Genomic DNA, 13,839 nt, shown 5'->3' with positions numbered 1-13,839 from the left:
TGTCGGTCTCCGACCTGCCGGGCAACCCGTTAACGAGCACCCTCGTCGGGATGCTAGAGTTTTCCTCGTTGCAAGGGCCTGTGGCGCAGTCCGGTAGCGCACCTCGTTCGCATCGAGGGGGTCAGGGGTTCGAATCCCCTCAGGTCCACTTGCACGACTGTTCTTGAGTTCGCTCAGGAAGAGTTCACGAGATCCCGTCCGATCTGATTGATCGGGCGGGATCTCGGCGTTTCACGATGAGCTTGTTCAGGCTGAACTCCGCGCGCCCAGGCTGATGGGATCGTGCGGTGGGCTGAATGAGGGCTCAGCTGCCTGCGGTTCGTGTTGTGCGGACATCTGGCCTCAGTGGATGGCCGCATCGCCCTCCGGTTCGGCGGAGGCCCGTGGAGTGGGCGCGGGCTGGTTCCTGGTGGCGTGCGGCGTTGTGCGCGCTCGCGTCCTGCAGCGTGCGGGACCTTCTCCGTGCCGTTCCCGGAACCCCTAAAGCCCTTCCCTGATCCAGGGGAGCCGGTCCGGTCCGGTCCTCGCCGCGCCCTCCGCCGTGGCGAGGCCGCGTCCCGGCCGGCCGCTCGGCCGGGTTGTCGGGAGAGCCGCAGGGTGCGGGCGGCGCATGAGTCCGCAAAGCGTGAAGGGGGCCGTGGGCCGCGCGTCGAGAGTCGAGTTCGACAAAGGTGTCACCTCACCTGGGGCCGGCGGTGATCACTCGGCCGGGTGATGTCGCGCCTGCGGGAGCGGTACCCAGTCCTCGGCCAGCGGCGGATCGAGTCGAGGACGATCTGCCGTTGACCGGCGGACCTGGGCCCGCGGGGCGTCTGCCCTTTGCGAGCCTCCGGGCGGCGTCGGCGGATTCCGGGTGGCGTGAGCCACGATCGAAACGGTGGCGTTTCGATCGTGGGCCGTCTACTCTCATTGGTGTACGACACCGTTTCTCCACAGTCGCCCGCACCGCGCACGGATGCGCTGCACGTGGGGGTGGCACGTGGCCGGTACGCAGGAGGGAAGCACGACATGCCGCCGGAGACGAGCAGCACCCCGCGGCGTACCCGCCTGACCCCGGAGCGCGAGCAGGAGCTGTTCGAGGCGGTGGTCGAGCTGCTGCGCGAGGTCGGCTACGAGGCGTTGACGATGGACGCGGTGGCCGCGCGTACCCGGTCGAGCAAGGCCACCTTGTACCGGCAATGGAAGGGCAAGCCCGAACTGGTCGCCACGGCGCTTCGGCAGTGCAAGCCGGTGTCGCTCGCCGACATCGACACCGGCACGCTCGCAGGCGACCTGCACGAACTCGTCCGACTGCACGACCAGGCCGAGGTCCAGCGCGATCAGGAGCTGATGCGCGGGCTGTCGCATGCCGCCTTCCGCAACGAGGACCTCTTCCGAGCGCTGCGCGACCTGCTCATCGAGCCTGAGCTGGCCAACTTCCGCGAACTTGTGCAGCGGTCGATCGACCGGGGTGAGCTGGCGGCGGACTGCCCGGCACGCGGCTTCGTGCCGCACATGCTCTTCGGGGCGGCACTTGCCCGTCCGGCCATCGAAGGTGTCGATCCGGACCCGGAGTACAGCCACCGCTTCATCGACGCGGTCGTGGTCCCCGCGCTGGGCCTCTCCTGAACCAGGTCACTCCTTCGGGCTGCAACTCATACGCGCATTCGTTACAGCAGGGTTGGCTGCACGGCGCCTCGTTCGAAGTCGAGCAGCCACTGCTTGCGGCTGATGCCCCCGCCGTAGCCGGTCATGCTCCCGTTCGCACCGATGACCCGGTGGCAGGGGACGATGATGCTGATCGGGTTCCGTCCGTTGGCCAGGCCAACGGCGCGGGAGGCTGTCGGCTGTCCAAGAGACTCGGCCAGCTCTCCGTAGGTGATGGTTTCCCCGTAGGGAATGGTGCGGAGGGCGGCCCACACGCGTTGTTGGAACGGGGTTCCTGCTGCGTGCAGGTCAAGGTCGAACGTGGTGCTCTCACCCGCGAAGTAGGCGGTCAGTTGTTCTGCGGCCCGGTCGAAGATCATGAGATCGGAGCGGGGGCCGAAGGTCTCCAGGGGTGGCTGGTGGCGGTGGTCGGTCATGTAGAGGCCGGCCAGGGCGCCGTCGGCGGCCACCAAGGTGAGTGGGCCGCAAGGGCTGTCGATCACGGTGTGCGCGGCGTTCACTGGAGATGCGCCGAGGGTCGTCATCGTGCGGGGCCTTCCGTTGCAGTCGTGCTCATGGGTCCTTGAGCGCCGGGTGATCTCGGTCCGGTGCCCTTATGTTCGGTTGGGAAGAGTGTTGATCGGATGATCGCCCGTCGCCCATAGGTACTGGGTCGCATACGCGCGCCAAGGCTGCCAAGCGGCAGAGTGTCGGGTCAGAGCGGCGGGTGTGGCGGGCAGTCCCAGGTGTACCGCGGCATTCCTGACGCCCAGATCGGTGGGAAGGAAGGCATCCGGATCGCCCAGAGCGCGCATCGCGATCGTCTCCACCGTCCACGGGCCGAAGCCGGGCAGTGAGGAGAGGGCAGCCCGAGCGCGCAGCCAGTCGCTGCCGACGTCCAGGTCGAGGTCGCCCGTCGTCAGAGCGGTCAGCAGGGCGGCCAGAGTGGTCTTGCGGCTCTGCGGCATCGCGAGCCGTTCCGGGGCCCAGCCGGCGAGCGCCTCCGGCGACGGGAACAGGTGTGTGAGGCCGCCACCCGGGTCGTCCACGTGCTCACCGTAGGCGGTCACCAGGCGCCCGGCGTGGGTACGAGCAGCCGCAGTGGAGATCTGCTGGCCGATGACGGCCCGGACAGCGAACTCCGGACCATCGGCGACCCCGGGCACACGGCGTCCGGGCGCCTTGGCGACGAGGGGTGCCATTCGCGGGTCCGACGAGAGCAGCGCGTCGACGGCCTGTGGGTCGGCGTCCAGATCCAGCAGCCGGCGGCATCGGCTGATCGCCTGGCTCAGGTCGCGCCAGTCCGCCAGCCGCATGCGGCACCCGATGTGGTCGGGGGCAGGGCTGAGCTCGACGATCCCGGGCCCGTGGGGCAACCGCAGGGTTCGCCGGTACGCCCCGTCCCGCCATTCCTCCACACCTGGAACCGCGGTGGCCACCAGATGTCCGAAGAGATTGTCGGGCGTCAGGGGCTGCCGGAAGGGCAACCGGAGCGCGAGGGTGCCGGTGGCAGCGGTCGGCCGCCCCTTGGACACCCTGGCGCGCAGCTCGCCCGGAGTCAGGGCGAATACCTCCCGTACGGTGTCGTTGAAGGCGCGGATGCTGGAGAAGCCTGCTGCGAAGGCGACGGCGCCCATCGGCATGACCGTGGTCTCGATCAGCAGGCGGGCCGTCTGGGCACGTTGCGCGCGGGCAATAGCCAGGGGGCCCGCCCCGAGCTCGGCGTTCAGCTGCCGCTCGATCTGGCGGGTGCTGTACCCCAGGCGGGCGGCCAGGCCCGGTACTCCGTCGCGGTCCACGACACCGTCGGCGATCAGGCGCATGGCGCGCGCCACGAGATCGGCTCGCTCGTTCCACTGCGGTGATCCCGGGCTTGCGTCGGGGCGGCAGCGCTTGCAGGCCCGGAACCCCGCCTGCTGGGCGGCGGCGGCACTCGGGTAGAAGGTCATGTTCCTGGCCTTGGGCGGCACCGCGGGGCAGCTGGGGCGGCAGTAGATCCGCGTGGTGAGCACGGCGGTGTAGAACCAGCCGTCGAAGCGGGCGTCCTTCGACTGGACGGCCCTCACACAAGCGTCGAAATCCGTATGCACCCCACCAGCATCGCGCGTCGTCACCGCGTCGGTCTGGCGGAAATCCGACATGGACGTCGCGCTGCTTCGGACCGAGGGTGAGGGACGTCGTCGCCCATTGCCGTGGCTCGGCACGCTCAGGCCTCCGGATCTCCCCAAGCCTGGGTCGGTGACCCCGGCGGGTCCATCCCCGGATGCGAGGTCTGGTTGCTATAGGTCGCTGATCGGCTTCCAAGGTGGACATCCGACCCACCGCTGGGCGACGTACCCCAAGAGGTCAGTCCGCGACCCTGCTGGCGGGCTCGTAGCGCAGGTCCTCGTATTCGGGATGCCGGGTGATCCATGCGTCGATGAAGGGACAGACCGCCAGGACGAGCCGCCCCGAAGCGCGGGCCTCGTCCAGGGCGGTGCGTGCCAGGGCCGAGCCGACACCGCGCCCCGCGTACGCATCCTCGACCTCGGTGTGTACGAACACGTCGAGTTCAGGGGTACGCAGATACGAGGCGAACCCCGCGAGGCCGCCGTCGGAGCGGGCCTCGTAGCGATGGGCGGCCGGTACATCGGCGACCACGACCCCGGTGGGCTCTTCGCCGCGGGTCACGAACGGTAGCCCTCGACCGTGGACGACGGACGTACGCGCGCGGCGCCCGGGTCCTCTCCGGCCTCCGAGAGGGCCCTGCGCTGGCGCAGCAGGTCCCAGCACTGGTCGAGTTCGTGTTCCAGAGCGGTCAGCCGCTCCCGCTCGTCCACGCCCTCGCCACCACCGGCTGCGAGCAGGTCGCGCAGCGTCCTCTCGTCCGCGACCATCTCGCTGATACGGCCGAGGATGGCGTGCTCGGCGCTGGTGTCGTTGGGCTGTTCCACGGGACACCTCCTGGTCGTTCCGGCGCTTCCACTCTCTCAGGTCGTGCGGTTCGACGCTCGCGGGCCCTGGAGGGCGCCGTCCGCGGCGGGCCGGCCGACCGCCTCCGGCCTGTCGCCCGGGGACGGGGCCGCACCACTGTCCTGCGCGTCCGACACAGGAGGTGACGGGGCGGCGTCCGCGTGTGCGCTCATCCAGGCGTCGATCTCGGCGCGTACCCGTCGTTCCATCGCGAGAGCCATCTCGGCGTCGACGATGTTCTTGGCGAGGGGGCGCAACCGCTCCAGCGACTCGGCGATCCGGTGCACCTCGTCCGCTTCCATCGCGTCGAGGGGGCCCATGGACCGCAGCACGTGGTCCTTGATCACGGTGGTGAAGAGGTCTGCCAAGGCATCGACGTGGCTGCGAACCTCCCGGCCTGCCGCGAGGATCGCCGACAGCGGTACCCCTTCGCGGACGAGGGCGGCGGAGGCGTCCAGGAGACGGCGGCTGACGTGCACGACCTCTTCGCCGTCCACGGCTATGTAGCCGATCTCCAGCGAGGCGGTCAGGTTCCCCGCGCTCACGTCCTCGCCGAAGTAGTCGGTGAGCTGCCGGGCGGTGAGCCGGACCGGGGTCTCCTCCGACCACGGGCCCATGAGGGCGCCCTCAAGGCCGAGTCGCTCGGCGACACCGTCCAGGGTGCGGCCCTGCTCCCAGGCCGCGATGAGGTCGGCGATGCCGCCCAGGGTGTGGCCGCGTTCCAGCAGGGCGGCGATGGTGCGCAGGCGCGCGAGGTGCTCCTCGGAGTACCAGGCGATGCGGCCCTCGCGGCGCGGCGGGGGCAGGAGGCGGCGCTCACGGTAGAACCGCAGCGTCCTGACCGGGATCCCGGCGGCCGCGGCCAGCTCCTCGACGCGGTACTCGCGCCCCGGGCTCCCGTTCTCGTCCACGGGGCCAGCCTAAGGGTTCAAGGGCGGATGCCCCGATGCTCCGACGCTCGGCCGGGAGAGCTGGACAGACACGTGGGGGTGAATTGTGCGCAGCCCTCTACCGAAGGTAATGGGCCGTGCCCTACAGTCCCATCATGCCAGTGATTACTGGCGCGATGGGCCGGCGAGCGGGAGGTGCTGCCATGGACGGCGGTGTGGAGCATGTGCGGGTGGCGGTGATCGGTTCGGGGTTCGGCGGACTGGGAGTCGCCGTGCGGCTGCGCCGTGAAGGGGTCACCGACTTCGTGGTCCTGGAGCGCGCGGACGCGGTCGGCGGCACCTGGCGGGACAACAGCTACCCCGGCTGCGCCTGTGACGTGCCGTCGCACCTGTACTCGTTCTCCTTCGCCCCCAATCCCGAGTGGCCCCGCGCCTTCTCCGGGCAGGAGCACATCCGCGCCTACCTCGAGAGGGTTGCCGACACCTTCGGGCTCCGTCCGCATCTGCGTTTCGGCGCCGAGGTGCTCCGGGCCCGCTGGCAGACCGGCCCCAGCCGCTGGCACCTGACGACCGCCCGTGGCGAACTCACCGCCGACGTGGTGGTGTCCGCGACGGGACCGCTGTCCGACCCGAAGCTCCCCGAGGTGCCGGGGCTCGCCGACTTCCCCGGCCGGGTCTTCCACTCCGCACGCTGGGACCACGGGTTCGACCTCATGGGCAAGCGGGTGGCCGTGGTCGGCACCGGCGCCTCGGCGATCCAGATCGTGCCGTCGATCCAGCCGCAGGTGGGGAAGCTGACGGTGATCCAGCGCACGCCGCCCTGGGTGATGCCGCGTATGGACCGGCCGATCAGCGCGGCCGAGCGGTGGCTGCACACGACCGTTCCGGGTACCGCCAAAGCCCGGCGCGGGCTGCTGTGGATGGTGAGGGAGTTCCAGGTCGGCGCGTTCGTCAGACGTCCCGGACTGATGAAGGCGGCCGAGCGAATAGCGCGGGGCCACCTTCGCCGCTCGGTGAGGGACCCTCGGCTGCGGGCACGGTTGACGCCGGACTACAGGATCGGCTGCAAGCGGATCCTGCTGTCCAACACGTACTATCCCGCCCTCGCGCAGGCCAACACCGAGGTGGTCGCCTCGGCCCTCACCGAAGTGCGCGGATCGTCCGTGGTCACCGCCGACGGAACGGAGCGCGAGGTCGACGCCATCATCTTCGGGACCGGCTTCCACGTCACCGACATGCCCATCGGTGACCGCGTCGTCGGAGCGGACGGTCACACGCTGAGGGAGCACTGGAAGACCGGCATGTCGGCCCTGCGGGGCTGCACCGTCGACGGGTTCCCCAATTTCCTGTTCGTCATCGGCCCCAACACGGGCCTGGGGAACAGCTCGATGATCCTGATGATCGAGTCATCGCTCAACTACGTGGCCGACTACCTGCGCACCCTGGAGCGGACGGGAGCCGCCGCTCTGGATGCCAGGCCCGAAGCCGTGGCAGTGTGGAACGACGAGGTGCAGCGGCGCGCCGCCAAGACGGTGTGGAACACCGGGGGGTGCGACAGCTGGTATCTGGACGCCAACGGCCGGAACACCACTGCCTGGCCTGGCACCACCGCGGAGTTCCACCGGGCCACACGTCAGTTGACGCTGTCGGAGTATCGGATGCTCGCCCCGCCTGGAGCACAGAGGACGGATGCGGGCACCCTGGCGGCGGAGGCGGCGTCGTGACCACGTCCTACGAGAGGGTGGAGCCGCGCCGTGTCCTCAGCGCGGGGTCCGCCGATGGAACGCGCCTGCATGTGGAGGAGTACGGCCGCTCGGAGGGGCCGACCGTCGTGCTGTCGCACGGCTGGACGTGTTCGACGCTGTTCTGGGCGCCTTTGGTGCGCGACCTGTCGTCGGATTTCCGGATCTTCGCCTACGACCAGCGCGGCCACGGCAAGAGCGAGGCTCCGGCCTCCCCCCGGGGGTACGGCACCCGAGCCCTTGCGGACGACCTGGAAGCGGTCATGGCAGCGGTGTTGGACGACGGCGAGAGGGCGGTGGTGGCCGGGCACTCGATGGGTGGCATGACGATCATGGCAGCCTCGGAGCGGGAGGCGGTCCGGAGCCGTACCGCGGCCGTTCTGCTGGCGAGTACGGGCAGCGCCCGGTTGCTCGGCTCCGCTCAGGTCATGCCGCCGCGCCTCGGATCACGCCGGCTGCGCGGAGCTGTGCATCGCCAGATGCTGGTGTCGCGGATGCCACTCGGGCCGGTCACCAGGGCGTCGAAGGCAGCGCTCCGGTATGGAGTGCTCAGCCCGTCCGCGACCCCCGAGCAGGTGGAGTTCACGGCTCGGATCGTGCACGCCTGCGGCGCGCGTGAGCGTGGGGCGTGGGGCCGTGTCCTCACCCAACTTGATCTGGACGCCGGGCTGACGGCCCTCACCGCCCCGACCGCCGTGTTGGTGGGGACGGCGGACAAGCTGACTCCCGTTGCTCACGCTCGGCACCTGGTCGAGTTGCTGCCGCACTGCACCGGGCTGACGGAACTCCCCGGCCTCGGCCACATGACTCCCCTTGAGGCCCCGCTCGCGGTGGCTGCCACTGTCCGCGGACTGGCCGCCGACCACCTTGAACAGATCCCGCCTGAACGGGCGCCTGGCGATGGTGCGGGGGCCGGTGCCATCCCCCGACCGGTAATCGCCGCCGAGGAGGAGAAGAGCGTATGACCGGATCTTTGGACGGCCAGGTCGCAGTGGTCACCGGTGCGGCGCGCGGGGTTGGTGAGCTGCTCGCGCGAAAGCTTGCCTCCCGGGGCGCCCAGGTGGCGCTTGTGGGCCTGGAACCGGAAGAGCTGGTACGGGTTGCGGAAGGGATCGGCGGAAACGCCGCACCGTGGACGGCTGACGTGACCGATCGTGAGGCATTGGCGCGGGTCGCCGGTGAAGTCCGCGAGCGATACGGGCGCATCGACATCGCGGTGGCCAACGCCGGGGTGGCCACCGCCGGCCCGTTCCTGGACTCGGATCCGGAGGCGTTCGACCGAGTGATCCACGTCAACCTGCTGGGCAGCATCGCCACGGCACGCGCCTTCCTGCCCTCCCTGATCGACTCCCGAGGGTATTTCCTTCAGATCGCGTCACTGGCTGCCCTTACCCCGGCCCCCATGATGGCCGCCTACTGCGCGAGCAAGTCGGGGGTTGAGGCTTTCGCGCACAGCCTGCGGGCCGAGTTGGGCCACAGGGGGGTGAAGGTTGGCGTCGGCTACCTGAGCTGGACCGACACCGACATGGTGCGCGGAGCCGACGAGGACGAGGCATTGGCGCGACTGCGCGCCCGGCTGCCCTGGCCGACCAACCGTACGTATCCGCTGGAGCCCGCTGTGGAACGGATCGCTGAGGGTGTCGTGCGCCGCTCCCCGCACGTGTACGGGCAGTGGTGGCTGCGCGGCATGCAGCCCGTACGCGGCTGCCTGCCTTCTCTGCTCGGCGGCGCGCTCGGGCGGCGGGAGATGAGGCGCGCCGAACCGGCGCTCGCAGGCAGCCAGGGCGCCCGGCGTGGACTCGTCGGCCGTGGAGGAGCCGCGGACGAGCAGGCGAGATCGGCCACCCGTCACGTCGAGTAGCCGTAATCGTGCGTTGACCTGCGGTTATTTCCCCAGGATGCGAGGGGTTTCCCATCGTGTCAATCTTGTCGAGGCCCCATTCCCCACCGCTCCAGGAGGAGTAGCCATGGGTGCTTTCGATCAGTTCAAGGACAAGGCCGAGGACTACGCCGAGCAGGCCAAGGGGGCGGCGGGCAAGCGGAACAAGTCCGCCAACGCCCAGCGCCCTGAGCGGGCCGAGCGCGGTGCGGAGCAGGAGGCGCGCGAGCGTCGTCCCGAGTTCGAGGACCTGGCGCGTAGCCGTGTGGCCCGCGACGAGGACGACGAGAGCCAGAACGAATGGGCCTGACGTCCCTATGAGCTGATCTCGGTGCGACGCCCGCGCAGGCGCGGTGCGACCGCCGGACGAGAAGGGGCACCCCGCAGGCGGGGTGCCCCTTCTTCGCCGTTACGGGTGGCCGCCGCCCGCAGGCAGCGGCAGCGCGGCGGTGAGGTCGAGCGGTGAGGTCGACCTCGACCAGCTGCCCGGCGAAGCCGAGTTGGGCGACGCCGAGGAGGATGCTGGCCGTGGTGCATGCCGGCCCGATCGACGATGCCGTCAGCCTGCTCCACACGCTGCCCCGCACGTTGGTGTCGCTGCTGCGCACACGGGCGACCGACCGTACGACGTCATGGGGTTGCGCGCAGACCGCTTCCAGGCAGCGAGAACGTTGCTCGCCTCCTGATCCGTCTGCTGCTCAAGCGAACCGGGACCGACCAGTTGGCCGTCGGCACCCACGGGGAACTGCCCGGCCAGGTAGGCCGGTCGGATCGGACGGGACGACTGTGATGTGGTGGTAGCCGGGCGTCCCGCGGAGCGACTCGGGGTTGACGCGCGAGCTCCTCGTACTCATGGGATGGACTCTGGTTGCAAGACCCAGGAACACGCGGGATTTGCCGCCTGGACTCCCGGCGGCCGCGCCGGCCGCGTTTTCAAGTCGTCCCCCAAGCCGCGTCCCTCAGGCCGCGTCCCTCGGGCTGTGCCGAAGGATCAGTAGGGGCCGGGAAGCGACGCGACCAGCACGGCCGGTGGGCGCGGGGGCGTCGGCCGGGCTACTCGGAGCGCGGAGGAAGGGGAGGTCGGGCGCGGTTGGGGCGTGTGGAGAGGTCAGGGGGTACTGCGGCAGGGTGCTCGTCGAGGAGCGACAGCGCGGTACGCACTGCGACGGCGAGTTGGCCCTGGCGTCCCTCGGCCCAGTCCAGCGGGGTACGCAGAGACTCGATGTCGGGCGAGACACCGTGGTTCTCGACCGCCCACCCGTAGGCGTCGAACCAGGCGGCGTTCATGGGAACGGTGATCACCGTGTTGTCGCCCAGACGGTGTCGGCCGGTCATGCCGACCACTCCGCCCCAGGTGCGCAGGCCGACCACTGGCCCGAGCCCCAGGAGTTTGAACGCGGCGGTGATCATGTCGCCGTCCGACGACGTCGCCTCGTCGGCGACGGCGACCACCGGGCCGCGTGGGGCGCTGCTGGTGTAGGAGATGGGCTGGGCGTTGCGGGTGAGGTCCCAGCCGAGCACCTTGCGGGTGAGCTTCTCGATGACCAGTTCGCTGATGTTGCCGCCCGCGTTGCCGCGGACGTCCACCAGGAGGGCGTCATAGGCGACCTCCTTGCGCAGGTCGCGGTTGAACTGGGCCCAGCCGGACCCTCCCAGGTCGGGGATGTGCAGGTAGCCGCAGCGGCCCCCGCTGAGGTGCCGCACGATGCTGCGGCGGCGGGCCACCCAGTGCTGGTAGCGCAACGGCCTGTCGTCGACGAGGGGAACGACGGCGACTCGGCGCGGTGCGCCACGGCCGTCCGGCGGCGTGAACGTCAGCTCCACGGTGGTACCGCCGGCGCCGGCCAGCAGCGGGTAGGGTCCCGCGTCCGGGTCGACGGGGCGTCCGTCCACGTGGGTCAGGACGGCGCCCTCGCGGATGCCCGTACCGGCCAGCGGGGAGCGGGCCTTGGAGTCGGAGGACTCACCCGGAAGGATGCGGGCGACCGTCCAGAGGCCGTCCTTCGTGCGCCGGAAGTCGGCACCGAGCAGCCCGATGGGGCGCTGGTAGTGGGGCGGCCCCTCGTTGCGGCGGGCGGGCTGGACGTAGGCGTGCGAAGTGCCGAGTTCACCCAGGACCTCGCGCAGGAGGTCGGCGAACTCGTCCGGGGTCGCCACCTGGTCCACCAACGGGCGGTACTGGTCGAGTACGGCCGGCCAGTCCACGCCGCACATGTCGGGGGCCCAGAAGTAGTCCCGGATCAGCCGTCCGGCCTCTTCGTAGGACTGGCGCCACTCCGCGGTGGGTTCGACCTCGTGCAGGACGCGGCGCATGTCCACGAAGACGGTCGAGTCCTCGTCGCCGCGCTCGGTCGCCGGCACCACGGCGAGTTCGCCCTCGTCGAAGACGGCGAGGCGCCTGCCGTCGCCACTGACCTCGTACCAGTCCATGTGGCGGACGAGTTCGAGGCGGCGGGACTTGCCGAGGTTGAAGTACTCCAGGGTGGGGCGGGCGGACGGATCGGCGGGGTTGACGAAGGTCTCGCCGAGGGCGCCTGAAATCGGCCACCGCAGCCACACCAGGCCGCCCCGGACGGGGCGCAGCGCGCTGTACTTCGACGCGGCGACCGGGAAGGGCGTGACGCGGCTGGGCAGGCCCTCGGCCTCGACGACGACCGGGCCGTCGCCGCCGCCCTCGCCGGGATCCAGTCCGGCGCCGACCGGACTGCCGTCGACCCGCAGCGCGAACGGTGAGGGGATGGCCGAGTTCAGCGGGACAAGGTAGGGACGGCATCCCAGGGGGAAGGACAGGTCACCCGTGTGGACGTCGTACACGGGGTCGAAGCCGCGCCATGACAGGAACGCCAGATAGCGGCCGTCGCGGGTGAAGACGGGTTGCTCGTCCTCGAAGCGGCCATTGGTGACGTCGATGATCGTATGGTCGGCGAGTCGGGCGATCTTGATGGATCGCAGGGAGCGTCCGACGCCGGGGTGTGACCAGGCGAGCCAACCGGAGTCGGGGGAGAAGGCCAGGTCACGGACGGGTCCGTTGGTGGAGCGGATCAGCTCCTCGACGTTGCCCGGTTTCGCGGGAGCCGCTGTCTCCAGACCGGGTGACTGCGCCCCTTCCCCGGTGGCGACCAGCAGCAGCCGGCCGTCGTTGGAAGCGATCGCCAGGGTTCCGCCGTCGGGAGACGCGGCCATCTGGGTCACCCGTCCGAGGCGGCCGACCGCGAGGCGGGCATGCGGGGAGTCGGGGGATGACATCACGGGGCTCTGCTGGCTGTTATCACCCGAACCGGTGGCCTTACCGGTTATCTCAGATGAAAGTCGCACGAATCGGTCACTCTCCGGGGTGACTTCTGCGGTGCCATTGGTGCGCGGAGACCTGGCGTCGGCGCGCAGGTCACCCGAATGAGTGGCCTCATCAGTAGTGCTCCTGCTGTCGCTGGAGGCCGAGCGGGTTGACCCCTCAGGGTGCTGACGGGCGCCCGCGCCCACCGGTACGGCGTCCGTGTCGCTGTCCGCCTGGGGCGCGAAGGCGAGGTCGCCGGTGATGTCGGCCGGTACGTCGGCTGGCTCCTCCGGCCCTCGGGTGAGTGCCCTGGAGGCCCTGCCGGGCAGGTGGGCCAGCTCGATACCGTCCTCGCCTCCGGCGTCGGTGACGTAGGCGACCAGGCCGGTGTCACCCAGCATCCTGGGCATGCGCACCCGGGCCCCGGGCACGTCGCTGATGGTGCGGGCCGGGCCGTCGCGGTGGGTGAGCCAGTACAGGCTGCCCCGGACGCACACCGCGCTGGCTCGGCCGGTGCCGTCGATCGCCAGGCCGTCAAGGTTGGTGGCGGCCGGCACCTGGTAGGGGCGGCGGCCGCTGCGGGTGCCGCCAAGGCGTACGTCCAGGCGGCGGGGCACGGAGTCAGCGGCCTCGAGGTCGTCGACCAGCCACAGGGCGCCGGCGCACTGGTACACCACCCGCTGCCCGTCGGTGGAGGCGTTGCGGGCGTAGAAGTCGGCGTGGTCGGTGTGGCGGCGCAGGTCGGTGCCGTCGGTCCGGCAGGAGTAGAGGTTGCCGATGCCCTCGTGGTCGGAGAGGAAGGCGATGCGGCCGGCCACGAACATCGGCGACGCCAGGTGGCCGCCGATACCGGGCACGAGACGGGCTCCGTGCAGCCACAGGCGCCCGGTGGCGCCGCCTCGGTAGCGCTTCCAGGCGTGCGGTTCGTGCGGAGGGGTGCCCGTCAGCAGGAGGGTGCGCCGGTCGCCGTCCTCGCGGTCGCGCACGGCGATGTCCGACACGGGCCCCCAGGGGAGCGCGCCGCCGGGCCCGCCGCTGGCCGGGACGGTGTACGCCCACGTGTGATAGGCGAACGGCTGCCCGTGGGAGGAGACGGCCAGGATGTGCCCGTCCGGTGTCCACGCGCACACCCGGGTGTCGGTACTGCCCCAATAGGTCAGCCGCTTCGGAGCGCCGCCCTCCACCGGCACCAGGTACACCTCGGGGTCGAGGCTGCGCCAGGTGGTGAACGCGATGGACGCGCCGTCCGGGGAGAACCGGGGCGGCCCCACCCGCGTGCGGTCGGCCGTCACCCGCCAGGCGCGCCCGGGGTCGGTGCCCGGGAGCCCGATCGGAGCTGTCCAGATGTCGTCCTCCGCGGCGAAGCAGAGCATGTCGCCGTGCAGGTGCGGGAACCGGAGGTATGCGCCGTCGCTCACCCCTCCCATGGTTCGGGGCCCCTGGAAGGCCAGCAACTTTTCGAGCGGGACGAGTCCG

Annotated in this window: 11 protein-coding genes, 1 tRNA gene and 1 pseudogene; 6 read left to right on the top strand and 7 right to left on the bottom strand. The window is 70.6% G+C overall.

Going from position 1 to position 13,839, the window contains the following annotated elements; all coding sequences use genetic code 11:
* The first annotated feature begins 74 nt into the window (after positions 1–74).
* Together BS72_RS12895 and BS72_RS12890 are read left to right on the top strand one after the other, a co-directional pair.
* Positions 75–148, top strand: a tRNA-Ala gene (locus tag BS72_RS12895).
* Positions 149–1,008: 860 nt separating this feature from the next.
* A complete protein-coding gene (locus BS72_RS12890) occupies positions 1,009–1,608 on the top strand; it encodes a TetR/AcrR family transcriptional regulator (RefSeq protein WP_037910492.1) in 600 nt (199 codons plus the stop codon).
* A 41-nt stretch (positions 1,609–1,649) separates the two neighbouring features.
* Here BS72_RS12890 and BS72_RS12885 read toward each other — a convergent pair whose 3' ends face one another.
* From BS72_RS12885 to BS72_RS12865, 5 genes are all read right to left on the bottom strand, one after another.
* On the bottom strand, positions 1,650–2,171 hold the full coding sequence (locus BS72_RS12885; RefSeq protein ID WP_051951056.1) for a methylated-DNA--[protein]-cysteine S-methyltransferase: 522 nt from the start codon (positions 2,169–2,171) through the stop codon (positions 1,650–1,652).
* Positions 2,172–2,240: 69 nt separating this feature from the next.
* Positions 2,241–3,716: an AlkA N-terminal domain-containing protein gene (locus tag BS72_RS12880; protein ID WP_037915529.1), complete on the bottom strand. Its 1,476-nt coding sequence runs from the start codon at positions 3,714–3,716 to the stop codon at positions 2,241–2,243.
* Between the two features lie 256 nt (positions 3,717–3,972).
* Complete coding sequence (locus tag BS72_RS12875) at positions 3,973–4,296, bottom strand: GNAT family N-acetyltransferase (protein ID WP_051951055.1); 324 nt, start codon at positions 4,294–4,296, stop codon at positions 3,973–3,975.
* Positions 4,293–4,559 carry a DUF2630 family protein gene (locus BS72_RS12870; protein WP_037910488.1) on the bottom strand — a complete coding sequence of 89 codons (267 nt, stop codon included), beginning with the start codon at positions 4,557–4,559 and terminating at the stop codon, positions 4,293–4,295. The genes BS72_RS12875 and BS72_RS12870 overlap by 4 nt, the downstream gene beginning before the upstream one ends.
* Positions 4,560–4,595: 36 nt before the next feature.
* Positions 4,596–5,489: a MerR family transcriptional regulator gene (locus BS72_RS12865; protein WP_078901316.1), complete on the bottom strand. Its 894-nt coding sequence runs from the start codon at positions 5,487–5,489 to the stop codon at positions 4,596–4,598.
* 182 nt (positions 5,490–5,671) lie between these two features.
* On the opposite strand from BS72_RS12865, the gene BS72_RS12860 reads away from it, so the two are divergent.
* The 4 genes from BS72_RS12860 to BS72_RS36465 all read left to right on the top strand — a co-directional run bounded on the left by BS72_RS12860 (position 5,672) and on the right by BS72_RS36465 (position 9,399).
* Positions 5,672–7,192 (top strand): flavin-containing monooxygenase, encoded by a 1,521-nt coding sequence (locus BS72_RS12860; RefSeq protein WP_037910486.1) that lies wholly within the window; start codon positions 5,672–5,674, stop codon positions 7,190–7,192.
* Positions 7,189–8,175, top strand: a complete 987-nt coding sequence (locus tag BS72_RS12855; protein ID WP_063836060.1) for an alpha/beta fold hydrolase — start codon at positions 7,189–7,191, stop codon at positions 8,173–8,175. Before BS72_RS12860 ends, BS72_RS12855 begins: the two co-directional genes overlap by 4 nt.
* Positions 8,172–9,071 carry an SDR family oxidoreductase gene (locus BS72_RS12850; protein ID WP_037910481.1) on the top strand — a complete coding sequence of 300 codons (900 nt, stop codon included), beginning with the start codon at positions 8,172–8,174 and terminating at the stop codon, positions 9,069–9,071. Before BS72_RS12855 ends, BS72_RS12850 begins: the two co-directional genes overlap by 4 nt.
* Before the next feature lie 106 nt (positions 9,072–9,177).
* A complete protein-coding gene (locus tag BS72_RS36465) occupies positions 9,178–9,399 on the top strand; it encodes a hypothetical protein (protein ID WP_037910479.1) in 222 nt (73 codons plus the stop codon).
* Between the two features lie 148 nt (positions 9,400–9,547).
* On the opposite strand, the pseudogene BS72_RS38190 reads toward BS72_RS36465, so the two are convergent.
* A pseudogene (locus tag BS72_RS38190) lies at positions 9,548–9,943 on the bottom strand (RidA family protein); the annotation flags it as partial.
* 199 nt (positions 9,944–10,142) lie between these two features.
* The gene (locus tag BS72_RS12840; protein ID WP_063836059.1) at positions 10,143–13,790 is read right to left on the bottom strand and encodes a S41 family peptidase; all 3,648 of its coding nucleotides are present in this window, start codon (positions 13,788–13,790) and stop codon (positions 10,143–10,145) included.
* Positions 13,791–13,839 lie beyond the last annotated feature (49 nt).

Source organism: Actinacidiphila yeochonensis CN732 (assembly GCF_000745345.1).
Classification (GTDB): Bacteria; Actinomycetota; Actinomycetes; order Streptomycetales; family Streptomycetaceae; genus Actinacidiphila; species Actinacidiphila yeochonensis.
This window is presented reverse-complemented; position numbering and strand designations above follow the sequence as displayed.

Excerpts from the sequence above, each read along its gene's own strand:
- BS72_RS12890 (WP_037910492.1), top strand. The coding sequence starts at position 1,009 with ATGCCGCCGGAGACGAGCAGCACCCCGCGGCGTACCCGCCTGACCCCG.
- BS72_RS12885 (WP_051951056.1), bottom strand. The coding sequence starts at position 2,171 with ATGACGACCCTCGGCGCATCTCCAGTGAACGCCGCGCACACCGTGATC.
- BS72_RS12860 (WP_037910486.1), top strand. The coding sequence starts at position 5,672 with ATGGACGGCGGTGTGGAGCATGTGCGGGTGGCGGTGATCGGTTCGGGG.
- BS72_RS12850 (WP_037910481.1), top strand. The coding sequence starts at position 8,172 with ATGACCGGATCTTTGGACGGCCAGGTCGCAGTGGTCACCGGTGCGGCG.
- BS72_RS36465 (WP_037910479.1), top strand. The coding sequence starts at position 9,178 with ATGGGTGCTTTCGATCAGTTCAAGGACAAGGCCGAGGACTACGCCGAG.
- BS72_RS12840 (WP_063836059.1), bottom strand. The coding sequence starts at position 13,790 with ATGGGAGGGGTGAGCGACGGCGCATACCTCCGGTTCCCGCACCTGCAC.